At 38.0% G+C, this 26,243-nt stretch carries 13 protein-coding genes and 1 pseudogene; 2 read left to right on the top strand and 12 right to left on the bottom strand.

Annotated features, from left to right (window positions below; genetic code table 11):
* Positions 1–22: 22 nt before the first annotated feature.
* Positions 23–928 (top strand): flavin reductase family protein, encoded by a 906-nt coding sequence (locus tag HCX49_RS12120; protein WP_168127192.1) that lies wholly within the window; start codon positions 23–25, stop codon positions 926–928.
* 143 nt (positions 929–1,071) lie between these two features.
* Here the strand turns inward: HCX49_RS12120 and HCX49_RS12115 are convergent, their stop codons facing one another.
* The gene (locus tag HCX49_RS12115; protein ID WP_168127191.1) at positions 1,072–2,841 is read right to left on the bottom strand and encodes an aromatic amino acid hydroxylase; all 1,770 of its coding nucleotides are present in this window, start codon (positions 2,839–2,841) and stop codon (positions 1,072–1,074) included.
* 291 nt (positions 2,842–3,132) lie between these two features.
* A complete protein-coding gene (locus HCX49_RS12110) occupies positions 3,133–3,669 on the bottom strand; it encodes a GNAT family N-acetyltransferase (RefSeq protein WP_206368433.1) in 537 nt (178 codons plus the stop codon).
* Positions 3,670–4,206: 537 nt separating this feature from the next.
* Here HCX49_RS12110 and HCX49_RS12105 point away from each other — a divergent pair.
* Positions 4,207–5,205: a beta-ketoacyl-ACP synthase III gene (locus HCX49_RS12105; protein WP_132770764.1), complete on the top strand. Its 999-nt coding sequence runs from the start codon at positions 4,207–4,209 to the stop codon at positions 5,203–5,205.
* 89 nt (positions 5,206–5,294) lie between these two features.
* Here HCX49_RS12105 and HCX49_RS12100 read toward each other — a convergent pair whose 3' ends face one another.
* The 10 genes and pseudogenes from HCX49_RS12100 to HCX49_RS12055 form a co-directional block, all read right to left on the bottom strand.
* Positions 5,295–6,860 (bottom strand): glycoside hydrolase 43 family protein, encoded by a 1,566-nt coding sequence (locus tag HCX49_RS12100; protein ID WP_168127190.1) that lies wholly within the window; start codon positions 6,858–6,860, stop codon positions 5,295–5,297.
* A gap of 165 nt (positions 6,861–7,025) precedes the next feature.
* On the bottom strand, positions 7,026–9,440 hold the full coding sequence (locus HCX49_RS12095; protein WP_168127189.1) for a hypothetical protein: 2,415 nt from the start codon (positions 9,438–9,440) through the stop codon (positions 7,026–7,028).
* A 289-nt stretch (positions 9,441–9,729) separates the two neighbouring features.
* Positions 9,730–12,894, bottom strand: a complete 3,165-nt coding sequence (locus HCX49_RS12090; protein WP_206368431.1) for a GH92 family glycosyl hydrolase — start codon at positions 12,892–12,894, stop codon at positions 9,730–9,732.
* A gap of 6 nt (positions 12,895–12,900) precedes the next feature.
* Positions 12,901–14,583, bottom strand: coding sequence for a sodium/sugar symporter (locus tag HCX49_RS12085; RefSeq protein ID WP_132845100.1), 1,683 nt, complete (start codon positions 14,581–14,583; stop codon positions 12,901–12,903).
* A gap of 38 nt (positions 14,584–14,621) precedes the next feature.
* A complete protein-coding gene (xylA, locus tag HCX49_RS12080) occupies positions 14,622–15,950 on the bottom strand; it encodes a xylose isomerase (RefSeq protein WP_132845102.1) in 1,329 nt (442 codons plus the stop codon).
* A gap of 11 nt (positions 15,951–15,961) precedes the next feature.
* Complete coding sequence (locus tag HCX49_RS12075) at positions 15,962–17,437, bottom strand: xylulokinase (protein WP_168127188.1); 1,476 nt, start codon at positions 17,435–17,437, stop codon at positions 15,962–15,964.
* Between the two features lie 664 nt (positions 17,438–18,101).
* Positions 18,102–19,388: pseudogene (locus tag HCX49_RS12070) on the bottom strand (alpha-L-fucosidase).
* A 355-nt stretch (positions 19,389–19,743) separates the two neighbouring features.
* The gene (locus HCX49_RS12065; RefSeq protein ID WP_168127187.1) at positions 19,744–21,663 is read right to left on the bottom strand and encodes a right-handed parallel beta-helix repeat-containing protein; all 1,920 of its coding nucleotides are present in this window, start codon (positions 21,661–21,663) and stop codon (positions 19,744–19,746) included.
* A 26-nt stretch (positions 21,664–21,689) separates the two neighbouring features.
* Positions 21,690–23,981 (bottom strand): hypothetical protein, encoded by a 2,292-nt coding sequence (locus tag HCX49_RS12060; protein ID WP_168127186.1) that lies wholly within the window; start codon positions 23,979–23,981, stop codon positions 21,690–21,692.
* Between the two features lie 24 nt (positions 23,982–24,005).
* Positions 24,006–26,240, bottom strand: a complete 2,235-nt coding sequence (locus HCX49_RS12055) for a hypothetical protein (RefSeq protein ID WP_168127185.1) — start codon at positions 26,238–26,240, stop codon at positions 24,006–24,008.
* Positions 26,241–26,243: the final 3 nt, after the last annotated feature.

The raw sequence follows: 26,243 nt of genomic DNA, 5'->3' as shown, positions 1-26,243 counted from the left end.
AATTAAATAAGCTACTCAACATATGACTACAGAAAAAACAACAGTAATAGATCCAGTTGAACAACAAGCAATATTTGATAATCTTATCAAATATGCGGTAGCTCCGCGTCCTATCTGTTTTGCAAGTACAATTGATGCGGCAGGAAACGTCAACCTGAGCCCTTTTAGCTACTTTAATTTTATGTCTCAGCAACCCCCTATCTGTGTTTTTTCACCGTTGCGACGAATGCGCGACGGTTCTACTAAACATACCTTGGACAACATGCTAGAAGTACCAGAGGTTGTTATTAATATTGTGAATTATTCCATGGTGCAGCAACAGTCTCTCGCAAGCACCGAATATGGAAAGGGAATTAATGAATTTGATAAATCAGGTTTTACAGCTATTGCTTCAGATCTGATCAACCCTCCACGTGTGGCAGAATCACCAGTTCAATTGGAATGTAAAGTTCATGAAATTATCAATCTCGGTGATGGTCCGGGAGCAGGAAATCTCGTCATTGCAGAAATAGTCCGGATGCATATTCATGAAAACTTACTAAATGATAAAAATGAAATCTCACAGGAATCACTTGATCTCGTTGCCCGTTTAGGTGGGAATTGGTACAGTCGCGTAACAAAAGAATCACTCTTCGAAGTCCCAAAGCCACTCCGCAATTTAGGTATAGGAGTTGACGCACTTCCCGAACATATCCGTTATTCGGATATTCTTACGGGAAATCAATTGGGTCGATTGGCAAATGTAGAGCAATTACCTGTATTGAATGACGAGAAGACTTTATTAGTAAATCCTGAAATTATAGCAATCTGGGAACAATCTCACGAAGATCTTGCCCTAAGACGTAAGTTGCTCCAGATGCATGCCGCAAAACTGTTAGACCAAGGTGAATTGATTTCAGCTTGGCAAATTCTTTTATTAGCAGTCTAATATTAAAATACGGTTTAAAATACCTACTGCCATGAGATATCAAACAATAGCTCATGGCAGTTCTTTATTACTTAGCAGTCCTGGAAAGATTTATTAGTATCCCTGGATACATTTTTAAATCTCGTTCTAATCGTAGATATGCATTACTTAGGTCCTAAAAGCAATGCTATTTGGTCGTTTTTAGCTAAGTTAATGCCATCCAAAATCAATTTACTCCAATGTTGATGATCTTGAATAATTTCCAGCAATCGATTTTCAATTTGAGTTGCTAACAAATGATCTCCATCATGAATAGCCAATTCCAGTGTTTCAATATAAGCAAGCCAATCTTCGGGATAGTTATGTGTTATATTCTGATAAATCTCACTAAGTGAAACATCCGGTTCTTGACCTGTTCTTCGGTCACGAATAACTTTATAAAGCTTATTTTTTGATTTTTCGACCTCGTTTTGCTGATGCACGATTGTTTTAGTTTCCGACACAAAGGCTCCTTGCTCATAAGCTTCTTTATCTGCTGCTCCACAAAAAACCGATACAATCTGTTTCCCTACAGCCATGTCATAAGTTCCCCATTCTGGATCAAATAGAATCTGACAGGATCTACTATCGACAACCTGACATGGAGAAAAGGTAATCAATTGATTTTTTTTATCCCGCTGTTCTATAGACTGAACAACTCCTCTTACCTCAATTCCAGAAGTAAAGATAAGTGTGGTGTGCTGCCCTATTTCAATGCCATATTCTTTTAGATCAGCAGCATCAAAATCTTCCAGTGCTTTGACTGCTCCTAACAGATACCCAACAGGGGACCCAAATCCATCAGCGTGATACGTCTTTCCATGACCAGAAAGCTGTCTATCTGCATAAGCTAATGCCGTTGGACCAACAGTCTTGATATATTCTATTTCACTCTCAGCAATAACTGTCTGAAAAAGCCCAGAGACCTGCAATCCGGAGCTATACACAATAGTACATAGGTTCTTACAAGCAATAGCCTTTTCCAAACCAACTTTTCCCCCTACCCGAAATGACATGGTATTGGCAAATTGATCTAAAACCTCTCGCAACTGATTAAAATCTTCCGTAACAAACAATTGAGGTTGTGGCTTCGTAATATCGTATGAATAAGCTAATGCTTTTAATGAATAAGGTAATTTTGGGACTTCTTTACGCATACAGGACGCACTTTCTCCAATTGATGACAAAAGCCCTGCCCCATAAATTTTGGGATCATCTACTGTTCCAATTAGTCCATACTCAACCGTCCACCAATGCAATCTACTCAATAATGCCATTTCGGAAGGTTCACCCATATTTTCTTGTATCGCAATAAGCTTTGCTTCTGCACTTGACAGCTGCTCTTCGGTTGCACTACTACTTTCTTTAAGGATAGAAAGGTTTCGAATTGCCTCGTACAGTTCAAAATCTTTCTCAGAAAACATTGCCTTTGTACCAATCTCCCCAAAATATTGCAAATATGCCGCATACTCAGGCTCTCCAATGATCGGAGCATGTCCAGATGATTCATGAATAATATCTGGTGCAGGAGTATATTCAATATGTTCAATCTGACGTATATCTGCTGCTACCACGAGTACCCGATAAGCTTGAAACTCCATAAAAGCTGCAGGAGGAATAAAACCGTCCACTGTAGCTGCTCCCCAACCCATATGTTTAAGACTGTCGTTCATCGTTTGCAGATTTGGGATTTCCTCAATCGTTAATCCTGCTTTATGAAGCCCTGGAATATAGGGATAATATGCAATATTACGAAGATATGCATAGTTCTGACGCATGACATAGCGCCACACAGCCTGATCAATTGCCGTATAACGATCATATTGTTGCGGTACAATAAAACGTTTCAGATGTTGGGGTAAGCGATTTAATACTGGGTTGCCGTAAGTTTCCATTTATAATTGAGCTATAAACAAATTTAACTTATTTTCTTGAAGATAAACGATAGCATATGAAACAGTTAGGTGTAGAAAAATCTATTTACACAAGCAAAAATGACAAGATTAGCAATGAAATCTTGTTCTTTTTACAATCTTCTTTGCACTAAGTTGAAATCATCTAACTAAAAGTCCGAGTTAACTCAAATTTTCGCAAAAATTAATGATTCTAATATCTCCTAAACATATGCGCTTGCCCGTGTGCAGCATGTTATATTTTAAAATGCAAAAAGCTTATATTAGATCCCATCATACTTTGTAATAGTCATCTTTTCTAATAGCATACAGAATGTTGATACGGTTAGGTTCACCATGATAAGCCACTTCTTCCAAAGCTATTTTTTGTGCCCCTAATCTCTCCATTGCTTTTTTTGATCTTTCATTATTATTCCCAACATGAAAATATACAGTATCCACATGATCAAATATATAATCGAGCATCATTTTTTTTACTTGAGGATTTATACCAGTGCCCCATGTCTTTGTACCATAAAAAGTGTAACCGATGAAAATACTGTTATCATCGGAACTATAATTGTAAAAACGTGTACTTCCTAAGATTTCATTGGACAGTTTATCCTGGATCAGGTAGGCACCTTTACTGATTACCGCACCTTCAAAGAAATTTTCAAACACAGGTCTTTTATACCGATCTTTATTAGGGTGTTGCTCCCATACTTTAGGATCATTAGCGACAGCGAAAAGCCTTTCGAAGTCATTATCCTGTAGCGGAACTAGTCTGATCTTACTATTTTCGAGTGGTGCTTGAATAGAAAATGGAATCATTGCATATATATTTTAATAACAGAAATTCAATTGGGTAAGCTTTGCCTCTATAAAAAATGAGCTCCCGAACAACAAATTAAGAAAACCATTCGTTAATTCAACAGGGATCTATGAAATATTTCTGGAAATTTATTATTTTCGTTTTTTTTCCGGCAGGTTATGGTTAAATAATAAAATAAGTGCTAATAGTTTAAATAAAGGACTGTTTTTTAACGTGTTTTAATTGCATTACAATAATTTCATATATTTTGTCAACAGCAACTTTATCAAAATTATATTCTAAACAATAAAACTAAAACGGTATCATAACTAGACCGTTTTGCAAAACGGTTCAAAAAAAGTGATTCATCGTAATCATTTTGTCACAATCTTAATATTTTTCATACTGTTGTAGAAATTATCCTATTTTTACACCTCCTTTACAACTCTTTTTGGAAAAGAGAAAAAGGCAGAATAAATAAACATACTCATTAGAGATAATAAAATTAAACTAAATACCAAAAGGCGGATCATACTTGAATATGATAACCATAATATATGAATACAACTCTCCCGAATAAACTTTACGCTGCAATTACCGCAATCGGAGGTTATATCCCTCAAAATAAACGAACAAATTCTGACTTAGAAAAATTATGTGATACGAATGATGAGTGGATCATCAAAAGAACTGGTATCAAAGAACGTCGCATCTTAGAAGAAGAATTGGCGACTTCTGACATGGCCGTTCGTGCAATTCAGGATCTCGTAGCAAAGTATGGTAAAGATTTAGCTGAAGTAGATGCAATTTTAGTAGCAACTTCAACTCCTGATATGCCCATGCCTGCGACTGCGAACATCATCGCTGAAAAACTAGGTCTTACAAATGTTTGGGCTTTTGATATAAACGCTGCTTGTTCTGGTTTTCTATATGCGCTGGATATGGGTGCTTCACTTGTTGAGACAGGACGATACAAAAATGTACTTATCGTAGGGGCTGATAATATCAGTACTTATGTCGATATCCATGACCGTTCAACCAACATCCTATTCGGAGATGGTGCTGGAGTTGTATTACTACAACCTTCTACAGAAGGAGGTGTTATGGACGCCTACTTGAGAAGTAACGGAGATGGTCGCGCTTTCCTAAATATTGAAGCAGGTGGAACCCAATATCCAATAAGCTTATCGGATAATGATACACAAAAAAGATACTTACGTCAAGACGGTAAAACCGTATTTAAGCAAGCGGTACAATCAATGAGTGATGCCTGCACGCAGGTCATGCAGCGCAACAACTTAACCGTTGAGGATATCAACTGGGTAGTGCCACATCAAGCAAACCAACGTATTATCGATGCTGTAGGTCGCTCATTAAATATTCCTGAAGGCCGTACCTTAAGTAATATTGAGTATCTTGGGAATACAATCGCAGCGACAATTCCATTATGTATCTGGGAAAATGTAAAACAGATGAAGACTGGAGATCTTGTTATGTTAACAGCTTTTGGGGCTGGTTTCTCTTGGGGCGCAAGCTTATTCCGTTGGATGATATAAAAAATAAACCGCTTACTGAAACTGGTAAGTCTGTATAAAAAAAATCCCGCTAATCATAGATCGGCGGGATTTCTTTTTTGTGTGTTAATTTATTTATTTGTAAATCTAAACCAATTGAAATCGGCATACCCATCAACGCCAGTCTTAGTTTTACTATAATTAAACAAAGCAAAACGATTGGCTGTCCAATATAATTCTAATTGCATCTTGAGATCATTTCCGATAACATAAAAGTTTTCTCCATCTATACTGTAGTAAAACTTAGCAATAAAATCTCGATCAGTAACACGTGCTCTGATCCAAATTTTATCACCCTTAAAATTATCGATCTGCTCGATAATCTTATCATTGTTATTCATAATAATACGTCTTTGACCATCCGTCTGTTCTACTGCTACAAAAGCATAAGGAAACTGAAACACTCCGAATCCAGCGACATTACCATCTTTCAGGCTCATTAAATCAATCTCAACTGTTCCTTCTGAATTGGGGCCTTGAACGCGTTGTGTCAGTGTATTACGTGCAACTTTTAATGAATCGGCATAAGATGCTTTTAAGCGCATATATCCTTTGCGCTCTGTTAAGGACCATTTTTCATTGTCAGGATTATGATTCCATTGCCATTGCAAACCTAATTTTTGCTTTGTAAACTCATCTGTTGTTGCAGGACTTTTAATAGGATACACTTTACCAACATTAGGTTTTTTATAAGTAATCACGTCTTTATTTCCGCTTCCTAACATCGGCCAACCGTCTTTCCACTCAACAGGCAAAAGAACAGGTACTCGACCAATCGCCCCACGATCTTGCATAATAATAAACCACCAATCTCCATTTTTTAACTGCACCATTCCACCTTGGTGTAAACCATTTGGTGGATAAGAACTGCTATCATTGATAATTAATTTATGCTCATAAGGTCCGTAAATATTGTCCGACCGTAGACAAATCTGCCATCCTTCCGTACCTCCAGCTGGACAAGTAATATAATATTTTCCATTAATCTTATACATATGAGCACCTTCCATACCAAATCCACCTCCAAATTCATTAGCGTTTTTAAAACGCTTGTCCCAAATTTTAACGTCTTTACCTTTTACAGATTTAGCATCGGCATTTAATTCCGTTAGGTACAAAGTTCCTTGACCATGCGCTACATAAACTTTACCATCATCATCAAAAAACAGTCCTGGATCGTATAAGAATTCTGGAAAAATAGTTCTTTCCCATGGTCCTTCTGGTTTATTAGCAATACAGATAGAAAAATTTCCTTTATCCCATCCCCAGTTCTTAGGTGTACAAAATCCAACATAAAACTTTCCATTATGGTGCTTGATGGTATTGGCCCACGATCCATTGAGATACAAAGTACCACCTTTCATATCAAAACGTGGATCTTCATCATAACGCTCTACAGGATATCCAACGATCTCCCAGTTCACCAAATCTTTAGATTTTGCTATTGGGCTTCCAGGAACATAATGCATGCTTGTCGAGATCAAGTAAAAGTCATCTCCGACACGGATGATGTCTGGGTCAGGCCAATCACCCCACATCAATGGATTGGTAAATGTTCCATTTCCGTTATCGGGAGACCATACCTGCTGCGCATTAGCAGTTGAAAAACATGACAAAAACAGTAGGAAGCAAATCATACTCCTAATGCTGTACTTCAAAAATTTAATCATAATATCTTTTTGGCATCTGCCCATAACTTTACCTGCTGTTGATAAACACGTAATATCAAATATTATTGCAGTCATTAATTTTTATCATTCATTGAGCGCATCCTATATGATGATGATGCGCTCAAGATTACCTTATTTTCTTTTCGTTATCTTTTCCGCTTCTCCTCTTACACTGTAACGTACTAGTACTTCTGTGGGAGTATCATCTTGTACATCACAGGCAAATGCAATACTTGAATTACCTTGAGGCAAAATGGCTTTCCCCTGAACAGGAAGCTTCTTTATCGTATTAAAATTTTTATCCGTCAACAAAGCATTCCCGTCATGATCCAATAACAAGTATTGATCGGTTTCGATCGCTCCTTCTATTTTAATCACACCTTTGGAAGTTGTAAATGAAGGATTTGAAATTGTTCCTCCACCTTCTACTTTTAAACGTAGCGCATAAGTTCCTTCGTTGGGGGCATGCCAGGACCAATCAGCTCCGCCAGGTTGTCCGGGTTGCATTTCCGATAAATCACAACGATAGCGATCTGAAATATAAAGTGGATAGAGCAAAAACTGATCTTCAGTTACTTTTTTAAGATGCCATTCCGTTTCTGGATCCCGCAAACGCTTCATTTGATCGTCATTAAAAGCTTTCGCTTTTCGCAACACATCCCAATTTTTCATTGCTTCTAATAACTGATCAATCTGACCATGTTTTCGGAGTGTCTGCATATTAATACTCATTGCATATCCGGAATCAAAACCAGCTGACTCTGATAAAGCCCATTCCAGATCTTCTAAAGTTGTTGTTTCAAACTTACGATCTGCCAAACGAACCAAAAACCAACCTAGCATACGTGGAAATAGATTGCGTCTAAAATATTCCTGATTCTTGATTCTATTTTCGACCTGTCCCTTACGCATTTCTTCACCCCACGGCTCTCCCCAATTCATACGGGTATGCGTATGCCATAAAAAATGATCCAATCGACTTGCATCATTAATCAAATCGGTCTTATCTTTCAAGTTTTTATAATATTCTGTGATAAAACGTGCTGTAGCATAGTAGTCATGACCCGTATACATACTGCCCTCAAGGCCATCAAATGAAATCTGCTTGAGGCCTGTTGTATTGAATATGGTCGCTAGTCGTTGTGCAAATTCATCCTGTAGCACCAAATCAGGGAATAATGTCTTGTAAGGATAATCCCATAATTTATACAACGGTTGTACCTGATCATGTGCAGTAGCCTTTGTTCCGAAAGCCCCTCTTTTACAATCTGTCAACCGCATCCGATTGTTCATTTTCTCAACTTTACCAAATGTAATCAGCTCATCATCTATCTGCATAGCATTAAGGGAAAGTGGCATTTCAAATAAACCGGACACTTGAATTTCTATTTCTTGCTGATCTGCATTCAAATTGTGCAATAACTTCAACTCACCTTGTTTAAGCAAGTGCTTACTTGGAATCGGAGTGACATAAGCATCATTAGTGGTTAAAAAATTAGTTAACGTATGCACCCCAATACGAATACCTTTAGCCTTCGCTTTGTCTACTAGAACCTTTACACCCTGATCTCCATCCTTAACAAAAGACGATTTCCATTTAAAATGGCCCCATGTCTCAAAAGGATCCGTATGGTACACATTCCTAAAACCGGCCATCTTTACCTTATCCAAAACAAAGTCGAAATCCTCTTCTGAAAAATTTGAAATCAGGTAAGAATCCATCGCTGATCGGGATATTTTATCCCATTCACCATCAAGCATGGGATGTGGTAATCCTTGTTCCAATTCTACATGCCCTATGCGATTTAAAATTGCATCCCTATGATCTCCAAAGAGAGCGATCTTTGCACCGATTATCGATCCATCAGGACCAGAAACTGGAAGTGTTAGCGATTTTTCCAACTGTTGCACTTTCCGGTATTCAATTTTTTGTCTATTACGGGCTGACAATTGAAAAACCGTTCCATCTTTTGCATCAACCGCGACCAGATTATAGAAAGGAACGCTGGCTACTGAAAGTTCCGTATTAGCACCTGTGTATGTAAATTTAGAACTATATAAACTTGCTGATTCCTGTGGTATTCCACCATTGGTTTTCGCATTTAATGATTGCATTCCAAATGCGACATCAACATCCTGTGCAATACCTACAATTTCTCCAACAACCTCATGTGAATTGATCTTTACCGGACCAAAAACAACCATATTGTATACATCACTGATCTTAATGATTTCGTAAGTAATGGCTTGCGCCAGCTGTTTTACCTTAAGTTCAATTTGTTGACCATCTTCCATCGAAAGCAAATACTGATCTCCTTTAATCTTTAATTCTTTAGGTAGAATAATCTGTTGTGCCTTGACTGCTGACAAAATCGGATAACTACCTTTGCCTAACAATTCCTTTCCTGCAACTTTAATCGAACTGTAATATCCCTTGCCATCAAGTGTAATTTGAGTTTGTTTCGTTTTCAGTTCTACACCCTGACTCAGATTGTTCAACATGAAGATGAAACATAGTGTCCATAATATTTTCAACTTGTTCCTCATAGTTTAGTATTTCATTATATTTTTGTGTTTATAGCTCGTACAACCTGGTTCACTCATCTCTACTTTTAGTTTCTAATCATCAACTTGATTTTGATCGATTTTATTTAAAGATTGATTTAATTCTACTTAAAAACATGATGTGCAATAACTAAGTCGATTCAAAACGAATTCTCCCTAGTAAAAAAAATAGAAAATTGCAATTACTGATCCGTACTGATTAAAGCAAAAAAGCCATCGGAAGTAGACATCCCGATGACTTTTTTGCTTTAATTCGGAATAGTACTCTCCGCTATTTAACCGGAGTACTTCCCATTTCTATAATTAATTTACCTCCATTTAAAACAGCACTTTGAGGAATTAAAAATCCTTCGACTTTCTTTCCATTAAGTGTTACATTTTGGATATACTTATTTTCTTTTGATGCATTTCTTGCTTCAATCACAAATTTTTGACCACGGCCATAGCGTCCTCCCATATTTAGTGTTACTTTAGGATAACGTGGCGAAGCCAACTCATAAGTAGGTGTCGTTGATGCACCACCATCTAATTGAAACAAACCCAAGGCACTCATTACAAACCAACTGCTCATCTGTCCAAGATCTTCATCACCCGGATATGCATTGTAAGGTGTGGTTCCATAATACTGTTCTTGTATGGCCCGCGACCACTTTTGGGTCAGCCAAGGAGCACCAGCCCAATTAAATAAATATGCCACTTCCATTGATGTCTGATTACCATGGTTCAACGGATAAGCACTAAAATTATCACCGGCGGCATTAAAATTTGCTTTTGCGGATTTATCCATTGCCTCATCCAGTCTGTTTACAAAACGTGATTGTCCAACACCTTCTACTAACCCTTTGGGATCATGTGGCACAAACCAGCTGTAATTAAAAGAATTTCCTTCTACAAATCCAGGCGTATGATAAGGATCAAATGGTTCTATCCAATTTCCTTTTTCATCCTTCGGTCGCATAAAACCGGTTTTAGGATCAAAAATATGTTTCCAGTTTTCAGATCTTTTCAGGAAATAATTATAATCATCTTTTTTCCCTAGCTCTTTAGCCATTTGGGCGAGACACCAATCGTCGTAGGCATATTCTAACGTATTGGATACATAACCTTTTCCAGCAGGAACATAGCCATACTTTTTGTAAACGTCTAGATGTTCCACCCCAACTGTACCACCGCCTGGATAACGTTGAGGAGAAACCGTCAACATTTTTTTTAATCCGTCATATGCTGTGCTGAGATCAAAGTCTCGAATACCACTTTGCCATGCCCCTTGAATCTGAGAGGCTACATGCATCGCGACCATGACACCAGTATGTTCAATACCCGCGGGATCAGTATTAAACCAACCCGTATTCTGATAAAGTTGTATAGCTGAACGTGCCCAAGTAGAAGAAATCTCCGGTGCAATGAGATTAAACAGTTGCTGATTATTCCAGAAAGTATTCCAATATTCACCCGCTACAATAGCATCCTTCTTATCCTTTAATTGTCTGATCTCCTCATCTTCATCACGATAACGACCATCCACATCACTCCAGATTGCTTTAGCCGATAAAGCTCTATAATAATTTGTGTAGAACTTCTTTTTTTGAAGGTAATCATCTGTTTCAACCTCTATACGTCCTAGATAATCTTCCCAGATTGTTCTCGAATTAGCAACAACCTGATTAAAATCCCATCCAAATGGAGTTGAAAGTTCAGTTTTAAGGTTATTTCTTGCCCCAGCGATATCCACAAGTGAAACTCCGGATCGTACGAGTATTTCTTCTCCCTCGGTGGTCTTATAATTCACAAAAACACCAAGATCTCCTTTTCCATGAATTTCATTGATATCCATGCGGATGTCATTTGTACTTTTAAACTCATGATTCCGGTTCCATTCCGGTATATAACCTTTCACTGCCTCAACACCTTCATTAACCCATCCTCCCATAGCATCAAAAGGTTTACTAAATTGCAAAACAAAATGGACGGTATACTCCTGTTGAAGAGAATAACCTGTAAAGGCGTTATAATAGGTTGCATAGCCTTCAATTTCACGATCATTTACCTTGGTTATTTTAGCATCCGTCAAATTATGCGGATACTCACTTGGTGTAAACATATCGATCATGATGCGTGCATCATTGCGCTTAGGAAAAGTATACTTCTGCAATGCTGCTCTACGTGTGGCAGTCAATTCAGCCTTTATCTTCGTATCGGTCATGAATACCGAATAATGTCCCACTTTTGCTTCCTCCGTTTTTTTATCGATACGAGACCGGTACCCCTCATCAGGAAAAGCTTCCCTTCCAGGAGTAACTTGGAGTTCGCCACAAGTAGGTTGCATTAAGAGTCCAGTCATGGTCCAATCACAAAAGTGGCTAAAACCCATGATATTCTCAATCGTATATTCATAGCCGGCTTTCCAAGTTTCATCCTGATTATCGGGTGCGATCTGTACCATGCTTAATGGAAGTGCAGGTGATGGCTTAAACATCCACCTAGAATTACCCATTCCCATTAACAAATCAACATAATCTGTCCGTTTATGCAGCTCTTGAAACGAACATTTTATGGAACCAGTAAAGACAATGTTTTGGCCATCTTTTATGGTTAAGATGGAATTTTTAACTCCATTTTTTTTTAGTAATGCAGGTAAATATATCTCTTGAATAGAAGCACCGACTTCAATGATACGTGTTTCCACTAATTTACCATCCACTTCAAAACTCAACTTTCTAGCTACATCAAATTGAGACATATCTACAAGAACGGGCTGTACACGCATGCCCTGATCTCGTAAATATTCAAATGGCGCTGTCTCGGCCGATCGAATTAATGTAGAAGATGCTTCCTTTAATGTAACTGCTACAGGAGTTTTCAATTGCATCGCATCAAAAATAGACCAGCTACCAGCTATTGTCCCTAATTGAATCTTATTCATTCCCTTGTTCAACCAAGAAACTGGAAATCGAATCTGGATATGAGCTGGGTTTGCTTCTTGCGCTTTCCCTTCCAAAAGCGTATTACTATCCACTCCTTGAATATCTTCTTCAAAACGATGCCCATTCACTTCGATACGAATCTTGTTGGTTCCCGTTTTCGCACCTACAAAATCAATTGTAAATTCACATTCACCTTCAATTGCCAATTGCACTAGCTCAAAATAAAGCGACGGAAAATGACGCGGATGAAATCCCGCCCAATAACCACCACCTGCCCAATTGTCCAGTGGTCCTGGTAACACATAAGGCCATTGTTTATTTGAAAAAGAATAGCCCACATAATATGTGGGCTCTCCTGAAAAACTAGCTAGAAAACTATCATATTGGTTTGGAGACAATGAAAACTCAGAAGACTTACTATCCTTTTCTCCCACTTCAAACAACACTTTGTCTTGCGAATACGTTGATCTGACTAAGCAGATCAACGATAACATTGTAAAAAATAATTTCATTTTAAATTACCAGTAAATCATATATAGCGCAGTCGTTAACAGAATGATCAACAATGCACCAATTATAAATCCGGTATGCGGTTTAAACATTGTTCTGTCTATTTCCAATCCTTTTGATACAACGCCATTTCGTTGATCGATTAAACTAATGATCAACATACCAATAATACAGATGACAAAAACAAAACCCATACGGTCTAAAAATGGAATTTCGTACAGTCCTGACGCTTTATTTAAAACAGAAAAACCAGTCGAACTTAAAAACGACAGATCTGCAATATGCGGTAAAAATTTAAACAGAACAGATAAAATAAACCCGCCTATTGTTGCAAATAAAGCTGCATTTGAAGTTGTTTTCTTCCAGAAGAATCCCAAAATGAACATCGCAAAAATACCTGGTGAAACAAATCCGGTATATTCTTGAATATATTGAAAACCACCTTTACTATCTATCCCTAAATGAGGTGCTATGATCACCGCAAGTACCATCGAAAATATAATGGTTATTTTACCGACATTGACCAATTGCTTTTCGCTTGCTTTTTTATTGAATACCTTCTGGTAAATGTCCAATGAAAAGATAGTTGCAATACTATTCGATTTACCAGCTAATGAAGCAACTACTGCGGCAGTCAAAGCGGCAAATGATAGACCTTTTAAACCCGAAGGAAGTAAGTTTAATAAAACTGGATATGCCCGATCTGGATTAACCTCACCATTCTGAAGCATTTCAGGTTGGAATAAGCCATCCTTCCATAACACATAAGCTGCAATTCCCGGTAATACGACAATGATAGGCATCAAAAGCTTGAGGAAAGCCGCAAACAGAATTCCGTTTCTAGCCGTTTTAAGATCTGCTCCTAAAGCTCGTTGCGTGATATATTGATTACAGCCCCAATAATTGAGGTTTACAATCCACATACCACCAATCAAGACCGTAAGCCCTGGTAAATCCAAATAATTTTCATTATCCTGATGTAGGATCATGTGAAAATGATCCGTGGCCTTAGTAGCCATAATCTGATATCCTTCTAGCACCCCTTCTCCACCGTAATTTTCTGCCACTAATTTCAGCGCCAAATACGTGGTTGCCAGACCTCCTAGAATCAAGAAGAAAACCTGAATAACATCTGTAAACCCAATAACCCGCATTCCTCCCAATGTAATAATAACAGCAAAGCAAGCGATAGCATACATACACACCTCTAAATCGAAACCCGAAATGCTACTAACTGCGAGTGCTCCCAAATACAAAATTGAGGTTAGATTGACTACTACGTACAACATCAACCAAAATACAGCCATAATCATAGCAACGGTGCCGTTGTAGCGTTGATGCAGAAATTGAGGCATCGTAAATATCTTATTTTTAAGATATACCGGAATAAAAAACACCGCAACAATAATCAATGTCACAGCTGCCATCCATTCATAAGTAGCAATAGCAAGACCCATCTTAAAGCCCGAACCGCTCATACCGATAAACTGTTCGGCAGAGATGTTAGATGCAATCAAAGAAGCGCCGATGGCCCACCAAGTTAGTGAGCCTTCTGCTAAAAAATAATCTTTAGAATCGGTACCATTGAGTTTGGTCTTCTTTTGCCGATAGACCCAAATACCGTACCCCGATACGATGATAAAGTAGATGAAAAAAACCAAATAATCTTTGGTCGCCAAGATATTATTCATACAATTAGAAGTAGGTTTATAATAAAATGAATAATATCTTAAATATAACGGTTGATCAAATTCTCCATAAACTCCTGTTGACCACTGATCAACTTAGGTTCTCCCTCATTGATAGCATGAGCACGAAGATCTTCAAGAGACAGTTTACCTTGCTCAAAATCTGCTCCAGCACCTGTATCAAAACTGCTATAACGCTCTTTTCTCAATTCTCTATAAGGGGAATTTTGAAGTAAATTATCTGCAGTAACCAATGCGCGTGCAAAATTGTCCATACCACCAATATGTGCATAGAATAAATCCAAAGGATCTGTAGAATTACGTCTCACTTTAGCATCAAAATTGACACCTCCACCTTGTAATCCTCCTGCTTCAAGAATAATCATCAGTGATTCTGTCAATTCGGTTAAGTCGGTTGGAAATTGATCCGTATCCCATCCATTTTGATAATCACCACGGTTTGCATCAATTGATCCCAATAAACCAGCATCAGCAGCAACCTGTAGTTCATGTTGGAATGTATGCCCCGCTAATGTGGCATGATTAACTTCAAGATTAAGTTTAAAGTCATCCATTAGATCAAATTCACGAAGAAATCCAATCACTGTTGCGGCATCGTAGTCATATTGGTGTTTTGTTGGTTCACATGGCTTTGGCTCAATGAAAAACGTACCTTTAAATCCATTTTTACGTGCATAATCTTTTGACATATGTAGAAATTTCGCTAAATGCTCTTTCTCTCTTTTCATATTTGTATTAAGCAAGGACATATACCCTTCACGGCCACCCCAGAATACATAATTCTCACCGCCTAATGCAATCGTTGCATCAATTGCCGCTTTAACCTGAGCACCTGCATGGGACAAAACATGAAAATCAGGATTGGTAGATGCTCCATTCATGTAGCGATGGTGACTGAATAAATTTGCTGTTCCCCATAGCAATTTCACACCACTCTGTTGCTGTTTCTCTTTTGCATAAGCAACAATCTCATCAAGATGGCGTTCATTTTCATGAATATCATCGGTATAATCCACTAAATCAACATCATGAAAACAGTAATATGGCAACTGCATTTTCGTCATAAATTCAAAAGCAGCATCCATTTTATCTTTTGCACGCTCCATGATTGTTGCTTTCTTATCCCATGGAAAAAAATGCGTTTGACCACCAAATGGATCTGCCCCATTACCATTAAAAGAATGCCAATAGGCACAGGCAAATTTAAAATGCTCTGCCATGGTTCTTCCTGCGACAACTCGTGTTGGATCATACCAACGGAAAGCCAAAGGATTGTCAGAATTTACACCTTCAAATTGAACTTGTTCTACATGCTTAAAGAACACATGATTTCCTGTCAAAATTTTCATCTTATCTTAATTTATAGTTTGTCTTCTAATAATTGTTTCCATTTACCGTATACTTCCTCATATTGCGAAGTATGTTCTGGTTCGATTGTTTTGTATTTTCGAAGCCCCTTAAAAGCTTCTTGTCGATCCGCAAATATGCCTATACCCAAACCGGCCCCTAAAGCAGCTCCAACACTACCATCATTATCATATAGCTCTACGGGTGTGTTTGTTACCCCTGCGAATGCTTCTTGAAAAACAGGACTCAAAAACATATTGGCATGACCGGCTTTAATTACCTGCGGTGTGATTCCGTTTTCCCTTAAGAGATCCAATCCATAGCGAAAGGAAAATGCAATTCCCTCTTGTGATGCCCTCCAAAGATGAACTGTGCCATGTCTGAGGAAATCTAAGTTTTGGATATGTGCCCCGATCGTTTTGTTATTCAACATCCGCTCGGCACCATTTCCAAAAGGCAGAATATTTACCCCTTCAGATCCAATTGGTATACGTGAAGCTTTCGCATTCATACTTTCATAATCATTTCCGTTACCTGTTACCTGACTGATCCAGCTATTTTGTATTCCCGTTCCATTGATACACAAAAGCACTCCCAAACGTTCCATACCAGGTGCATAATTAACATGTGCAAAAGTATTTACTCGAGATTGGGGATCATGTACCCTTTGATCCGTAACGGCATAGATAACACCAGAGGTACCTGCAGTGGCAGCAACTTCTCCCGGCTCAAAAACATTCAAGGATAATGCATTGTTGGGTTGATCACCGGACTTATAACAAACAACCGCTTGCGATGATAATCCCAACTCAGTTGCTACATCCGAACGAAGCGATCCATAATCTGAAAATACGGGTTGTACTTTAGGCACCAATTCGCGATCAATACCGTAAAAAGTTAGTAACGTATCTGAAATTTGCTGTTGTTCAAAATCCCATAGAATCCCTTCTGATATCGAACTTACATTTGTATTGATTTCACCAGTTAAGCGCATGCTCAGATAATCTCCAGGTAGCATAAACTTGTCTATTTTTTCATAAACATTTGGTTCATGTTCTTTCACCCATGCTAATTTTGAAGCTGTAAAATTACCTGGTGAATTGAGATGACTATTCAAAAATCCCTTTCCTTCTAATGCAGAAAATGCATTTTGACCAATATTTACAGCACGACTGTCGCACCAGATAATGGCATTACGTAGGGCGCGTTGCTCTTTATCTACCACTACTAACCCATGCATCTGATAAGCGATACCGATAGCCTTAATATCCAACGGGTCATATAATCCAGATGCATTTGCTTTTTTAATGGCCAATTGTGTATTTGTCCACCACAGATTAGGGTCCTGCTCTGCCCAACCACCCTGTAGGGATATAATTTCTGCTTCTGTTTCAGGAAATTGGCAGGAAATAATTTTATTATTTGTAGCTGCATCAATAACAGAAACTTTGATCGAAGATGTACCTAGATCTATTCCTAATAATAACATGTCAATCTTATTTATTTAATTACAAACCAATGCGAATCTTTCGTGGAATATTGACATCAAATCCCACCGAATAATATAACCTTATTTTTGTATTTTGAACACTTACCTGCAAGCCTTTACATATAGGTTGCCTGTATCGAATTATTTGGTATTGACTTACCTTAATTCAATTTTATAAATAAAGCTAATGAAAGAAATATGATTTTCTTTTCCCCCACCATTCTTTACTATCCACAGTCATACTACATTTCTTCCAACGTTGTCATAATTTAAAGTTTAAGAAACGAACAAACCGGTCAAAATTTACTGATCACTACTCGAATAGTATTGGTTATATTATTAATCGCTTTTATTCACCTTCCTGTCAAAATATAAATCTCAACAAATCGGACGTCCTTTATTAGCAGTATTTTAACTTATTGTAATGCTATTTTAGCCTCTTTTAATCACGGTACGTCTATATGCTATTGTTTCAAGTCTAAAAAAAATCATAGAATCAGCTATCGGATTTAAAAAGTGTACAACATGCATTCATCCTCAGAGATGTTAATGAAACGCGATTTGGTCCCAAACCATTATGGACATATAAGAGCGCCCATTACGTTTTGCTATTTTTAGAAACCGTAATGGGCATTTATATATACTCTGCTTCAATTACAGATTGCTAAAAATCGAGTTCTAATACATAATCTACATCATCGGGCACTGTATCAAGCAATACTAATACGCCTTCTTTTCGTTGCACGAATTCTACTGTTTTTTTATTGATAAATACTTTGGCTGATTTTACCTTTTTATCGGTCAAAGGAATAAAAAGAGCTTTATCTTGCAGATCCAATATATGTACATATAATTTATTGCCTTTTTGTGTTGTCACTCCCCATTTGTGCTGTCCAATACTTCCGCCTCGGGTGCCATATATAGTTTCACCATACAGTTTTAACCACTGTCCCATAGCTCCAAAGCGCAACACTGCCACATCAGGCAAAGTTCCATCAGGTCGAGGTCCTACATTCATCAAAAGGTTTGCATTATTACCTGCAGCTTTTATTAAATATTGGATCAAAGTTTTATCCGATTTATAATTATTATCGGTGATTTTATACCCCCATGATGTATTCATCGTTTCACAGGTCTCTAGGGGCAGTTGCGAGATTTCTACTCCATGCGAATAGCCAGCCGCGTTTTGCCCAGGAAGATCGCGTTCAAAAGCTTGCGCATCTTCTCCCTCTAATGCCGCCCAATGGTGATTATTAATCACAAGACATCCCGGTTGTATCGAATGGATCAACGCATAAATTTCATCAAATTTCCAATCAAAAGTCTTGCCTTTATCCCAAGCTCCATCAAACCAAATCGCTCCGACATCACCATAATTTGTCAGCAGCTCCTTCAATTGATTCAGCATGAATTGATGATAAGTTTTATAATCGGAACCATAAGACTTTGAAGCCAGTTTACCATCTACATTATAGTCCGTTCTTCCCCAGTCCAGTAGTGAATAATAAAAATGCAATTTCATTCCATGCTTGTGACAGGCATCCGCCAATTCTTTTAAGACATCTCGTTTGAAAGGTGATCCTTTTACAATATTGTAATCCGAGTATTTGGTATCAAACATAGAAAAACCATCATGATGACGAGAGGTGATACAAATGTATTTGGCACCACCAGCTTTTAAATCAGCAACCCATTGCTCTGCATCAAACTTAGACGGATCAAAACCTCAAGCCAATTTACTGTATTCATCAAAGGGAATATTCTTTTGCAGCATTGCCCACTCCCCATCAGCCAGCATGCTATAAATCCCCCAATGAATAAATACACCGAATTTATTATCTTGAAAAATTTTACGGTTTTCTAAATTTTCTTTAGTTGGCACATAACCTTTTTGAGCCATAGTAGGTAAAGTGGCTACTGCCAATAGTAATCCTAAAAGATACCTCTTCATAATAATTGTTAAATAAATAATTTTTACGGTTGATTTATAATGATTTAAAAATACATTTCTTTTTTATTAAAAAAGCGAACTACTTGTCTACTTAAAAAAAGTTACAGTATAGATTCTTTAGATAAAATCTTCCTTATCAAAACGTATTCAATAGGAGCTGTTTTATAACATCAGTATTCATGACAAAATTCTTACATCAACCTAAATTCGTTCGAAATAAAAAATATAGGTGTTACTATGACGAACGCAATAACCGATTCCTAGAAATTTATTGTTCTATTTTAGATAATCATTGAGTAAAAAATAGAATTAAATCCCGCCAACTTTTGTAAGCATCCAATTTATCAAACACATACTACCAAACTTTAATTAGAGATTTTCCATTTTTTTTGATTTCAAAAGGTCCCGGAGCAGGGTTGGCTCTATTTCGTTTCATTCCCAAATAATCAAGATCCATTCGAATATGCGTACCATCCGGATTTTCGAATGGTAGATTCGAAATCACCGTCTTATTTAGATTTTGCGAGGTAACCATATTACGCTTTTGATTTAACCATTTATCATTAAGAGTCAATTCAAGAAATATCTGATTCTCAACTTTGCTCAATTTTGCTCCAACAACAAAACTGGTATCCATTAAAGCATTCTTTTCCACCGCATTCCTGATCTTATAACCTTTCATCTTGTTTTTACCTTCTGTATTCATTTCACCGAGTTTTTCATTCTTTGAATCAGGAGTTACAAGAACAGAACCTTTTGTATATACATTTCCATTCAATAAAACAGGCAAAAATGCTTTACTATATTGACTTACATCTGCGCCTTGGACGAAGAGATTATTCAAAAATTGCACATCACCACCTGGATTATCCTCCAATGCTTCTAGATCCGTAACGTGTGGTTTTTGATAAGGTGTCAAACGACTATCGTAATTGATCACATCCATACCTCCGGCAAATAAATTATGAACAAACGCTGCTCCCTGAGCATTCATCAATAAACTTTTATTCGAAAGCATGATATTATTTGCGAGTAACATGGGGCCATGCGTAACCTCTAAAAACACATCGAGATCATTTTCATACATTAGGTTGCCCGCTACCTGAGCCCCTTGCGCCATCCAATCCAACCAAATCGCTTTATCAGTTCTATAGATTCGATTGCCAGAAATCTTCGTATCAACAGCACCATGAAATTTGATACCCGCCATCTCGGCTCCCGTAAATAAGCGTTTTATATGAATATCATGAATGACATTATTTTCTATTCTACTGAAAGAACACCCCATGCTTCCTACAATTCCTGCTTGTTCACAATGCGCAATGGTATTATTCCGAACCACATGTTCACCTATTGTACTCTTATTCCAACCAAAATTTAAAGCCCTCTTTATTGTCCCTACATAGCCCTCAGCAGATTCAGTCATATTATTATCGTATTCATCACCATACTTACCTAAAGTAATACCTACACATTTAGAATAGCGGATATCATTATTTTCAATAATCCAACCTTTACTCCAGTGCGTTCCAATTAATCCAATTTGCTCTGCAGTTGGTGGGGCCCAATTTGTCGCCGCATGTTCCATAATTAAGCCACTTACCGTAATATAATTCACAAATGGCTTATCCGGATAGAATAACGTTTGACGTACATTAACTTCAATTGTTTCCTGATTTGGATCAATATCTTTAAACTGCGCCCAAATGGTCGTCGTCAATGAATCAACCTCAGCCCACCACAAAGGATTTTTGTCATCTACCCCTTTCAAGACCTCTTGTTTTTCAGCAGCTTCCATCAACCAGTGTCCATTGAGATACACAGCACCTGTATGATATTTACGTTCTTTAGGCGTTGGCCAGAACCAATCGCCTTTAATTTGATCCCGAAAAGGGTTAAATTTCCCAAATATCCTATTTGACACCTTTACTTCCCACGTATCATTCCCGATTAGTTTCCATCCTTTTACAATTTCAGAGCCTTTAATAATAACTTTTTCTCCAGAAGCCGCTCTATAAACGATTCGCTCCTGATTGGAATTTCCTCCACGAGGTGGAGTTATCTGCTCCCTATAAATCCCTTCATGTATCGTAATGATATCGCCGGGCATCGCCTTTTGAGCTGCGGCCATTATCGTCTTAAAAGGCTTTGTATTATTTCCATTGTTCGCATCATTACCCGATTGCGCAACGTGATACTCTTTTACTTGTATTCCTGTTTGTGCTGTGCCATTCAATCCGAATAGCAACAGTACGATCAAGTATTTATATTTCAATTTTTTTGTTTTAAAATTTAGATATCTTAATATCCCGTAGCCCTAGTCAACTTTGCTATTAATTGTCTCCCTGAAGTTTTGTGGTTGACACGATATAGATTCCAGTTATTTGTATCCAACTCTTCCAATCTAAAACTCTGGGTCGGATCGACAAGATGTTGTTTTACCCATCTTGGAAAAGCATTTGCAGCACGCGCATTTTCCCAAGTACGGATCACTTTAAAAATCTGATCTTTCTGCGGGCAACTTTCTACATTTTTCTGATTTAATTTGAGGCTATATGTGGCACCAGTACCAACAGCCATTGCCTGAATATGTTCATACTCTTCTACTTTTGATTTTTCTGTAATCGGAAAGTTACCTCCCATTCCCACAGGAAAATAATTAGCATAAGAAACATCTCTTAGATCTTTACCCTGACTTGTGGCACTGCCCCATTCTCGTGTCTCAGCATCATACAGATTCTTACCCCCACCTACATTCCAGATACTTTGATAGTGCCAAGAGCCTTCCGAAAGGGTAGCACCAGTAAAACGGATATCAGCTATACCGTGCACCTTAGCTTTCTCAAACATTTTTCGGAAAAACCTTTTGGTAGAATAATACCCATGCCCGTTGTTAAATAAAAACTCTTGACCATCAAAATCATAATACCCCAATCCATTAATATTGGCTAAATCAGCATAATACTCGGCAATCTTATCCTGCAATTGCATATTCGGAATCAGTCCGTCATACCCATAGTTAATCGTTACCTGCAGTTTATAAAGTGTATCAAGCGCCTGATGTGAAGTCGCTTTTGTATCCCAATATCCTCTCTTAACATTCAACAATCGATATGGAGCCTTATCCGACACACCTAGATAATGAATAAGCTCTTTACCAATTTTAATAATGTTCAAGCTCTTTGAATGGCCTTCCCAACTTCCAATTTCCTGCAAATGCGTCGGATCGTTGACATATAGCAGCGTATCGACTGCATCAATATTCTTCGCTAATAAACGTTTCTGTTGGTACCATATGCTATCGCTAGGAATGGGGCTAGCATCTTTCGTTCCAGGGGCTAAAGAATTAGTAATAGGAGTTCTTCCGATCACGATATTATACTTCTTCGCCAAATCAGAAAATTCTTTATGAGATAGATTTCCACTCGCCAATTTCAAAGGTTTCTTTTCAAAATTTCGTCCATCTAAGTAGCCCAAATTTCCACGATCCGGCCTAACGAAGCCCTGATCATATAAACTAATTGCTTTAAAACCCAATTTATGCGTGTAGTCAATCATATGATCATATTGTCCTCCTTCAGTCAGCACATCTGGTACATAGGCCGCAGGATCTTTTATCCATTTACCGTTTACAGTTGGATAAGGCAAACCTTCGGCTTTGACAATATTCTGAACAACATCCATTAATGCTGTGCTATCTGGACTTCCCCAAAAAGCAATGGAAGATCCGATATAATCTACACCAGGTAAAGGTTGTACCTGTAGGTGATTAGGAGTATTGATCGCCATATTCGGGATCAATGAAAAATAAACTTCACGTGGACTTCTTCTATCTCTAGATTGATAGGTAATCGAAATCCGACCATTTTTATCTACCTCAGCAGCATTTCCATATAAAATTCGGTAGTAAGGTTCTTTATGTCCATAAAATGCAACATCATTAACACCATCCCCCCCAAGGGTAAAAACCTGTCCTTCATGCAAATGGGCAGGCAACGGAAACCGCTTATAATCTGGTGAATGAATGATGTATTGAAATGGAGCAGCATCACCCTGAATGTCAGCAGTACCGCCAATGGTATTATCATTAAGGGCAAGCATACCAATGGCGTAATTTACCGAAACACTGGTATCTCGGCTCACACCAATAATCTCTCCCATCAGGTTCGTGATATTTGTATGGTATGAACCCCATTGAATCGCTTCAATATCTTGTGAATTTGTCAAAGACAGCAACTTCATTTTAAAATATTTTGCATGCGGTTCAATACGAATCCTAGCAGAAGATCCATTCGAATAGGCTACTGTAATAATTTTTTCACTTTTCGAATAGACCGCTTTTTCGGGATAAGAATAAACTCTTTTTTTTGCATTATAAAGAGTCATCAAAGGTGAAGGTTTGTCCGCAGGACTAAACTCTCTGAAAGGCCGTTTTGTTATGTTCTGCATACTGGTTATATACCCCTTTCCATCTATCGCAATCTTAAAATATGCAGTCTGCAAAACAGTTTGTGCCTGCAAAGTATTTCCGATTCCCACCAAAAGCAGAAACAAACTACAACATTTCAAAAAATTCTTATTTACGTACATCATCAATTATTTTATAAGTTGAATTTACTAAATTTTTACTGTCGCAGACTTGCCTGCTTTAATGGTTACCCTATTCTTCCAATCCAAAAAAGCATTTTCACCCAAAGGTGTCGAAGCCTGTTGCTTATCTTCTGTTAATAGCGTTACTGTTGCATCGAATGTCGTTGGATTAAAAATTGTCAATGTCATACCAACTTTCGTTTTCTTGATCTCCTTAACAACAACATGATCAAATGTATAAACCGTTCCTAGATCTTTACGTATATATATTCCAGGTATTTCCAAAGCCATTAAGGCTCCATTTGTCTCATTCCAACCTGTTTGACCTCCATCCCCACGTGAACCACGACTATCCGCGTCACAGTAAGTCAACCGTTCTGTAATCTTTCCATTGGGCTGTATTCCCTCTGCATGGGCATGAATAACATCTCGTATAAAATCTGCATATAGCGTATCTTGTGTTTTACGGTACAGTTTAAAAAGCACATCACCAGATTGGGTACAAAATCCCGGAGCACCATGCTTATTCTGTGTACTGGCCCAAATAGCTCCAGTTAAATTTGCTCCTAACTTTGCTAATGCTGTATTTTTTGGAAGACGATACGGAAATGAAACCGTCCATGATGCTGTGTAATCTGCCAATTGTTTTGTCTGATCCAGATATTTCTCTTCACCTGTCACTTCATACATCGTCATTAAAGATGTCGTCAGTGCAATAGCAGTTTCTGAATCAGCATTTTGAAGGATATCTCCACAAGCACCAGAAGTAAAACCGACCAAAGCAAAACCATCGTAATAGTCCTTGGCTGCCAAGTGAGCTACTTCCAAATATTCTGGAACATTAAAATACAACGAAGCAAGTGCTAGGCCACCTACTGCCATAGCACCCCCCGTTGTGTTATATGCAGCTACCTTTCCCGATTCAATAGCAAAATAATTACCCCATGTCCCCTCTTCTTTCCAGGTTTTTACAAAAGCATCAGCAAGCTGTCGAATATTCATTTTCCATTCATCTGAAATCGCATTGGATCTCCCCTGTTTCTCCAGCAACATAAACTGTTTGATCATCCAGTACAAGATATCTGCATTTTTTCGGGTCAATCCGATTCCAGGAATCCACTTCGCTGCATCGCGGTTTATGACTTTTCCGTCGGCACCAAGGACATCATAGTAATATCCGCTTTTACCTTTACCTTGGGGAAGAGCAAAATCAAATGTATTCTTCACTTTTTCCAAATGTTCTTTATCACCTTGTGCTAACATGGGATAGGTATTCATCAAACCACCGACCCATCCATAGGACATCCAATTTGCATTTTCTGGACAATAAAAAGCAACACCATCACCAACGTAATAACGCTCATCGATATTTTTCGCCATCTTGAGGAGTACCTCACTCATCGGCATCAGATTTCTTGGTTTTTCCGCTGTCACATGTGCCTTTCTTTCACGCATAAAACGATTATATAATGTCGCAACATCTTGGCTTTGAAAATTAATCTTTGTCACTCGAATCGTAATTTCCTCACCAGCGGTGACAGACACCCCTCGATCCGGACTTTCACTAAAACCAATAAATTCAGGTTTCTTTTCCCTTACTCCAGGTGCACTGATAATGAAGCTAGCCACACGACGATCTAAACTCTCTTCAATAATCAAGGCATGATCTTTCACTTCCCCTTTCCAATTTATACCTTGATCTGTAAATAAGAAAGTCCCCTTTCCTATATTTCTGTTCAAATAAGCGATCATAGGCGTTGCTGTGTTGCTCACATTAACTTCGATGCGGGATTTAGCCCCAAATTCAGGAGAAAGCTGTGGAATCGGATTAGATGTCAATGCCAGATCTTTTCTAAAATAATCCGACTTATCCAATCCTGTTGCATATTCCCGATTAACAATGCGTTGTCTATTTCCGTTATAAACCACTGCTGGTATCATCACAAAATTGTCGCTGTTCCAATCGTATTCATCAAAAGCTACCGCAACACCAACATTGTCCATTGTTCTTTTAGCTTTAAAAGTAAACCGATAGATCGATTCCTCACCATCTTTTATGGTTTCTACTGTCTGCTTAACCTCCCAGTTATCCGAATTTGATCCGATCACTTGGCTCTTTACTAATTTTGCTTTATCATACTGGCAGTCCAGCAAACGTAATTTTACTTGACTATCTCTTTTCTCAGGCAACCAATCTTGCCCAGAAACAGATATGGAGATTAAACATCCGCAGGCTATTGCTACTACTTCACTTATTTTCATTGG

Source organism: Sphingobacterium sp. B16(2022), from assembly GCF_012030425.1.
Classification (GTDB): Bacteria; Bacteroidota; Bacteroidia; order Sphingobacteriales; family Sphingobacteriaceae; genus Sphingobacterium; species Sphingobacterium anhuiense.
Note: the sequence above shows the minus strand (reverse complement) of the source record. Positions and strands in the feature narration are given on the sequence as shown.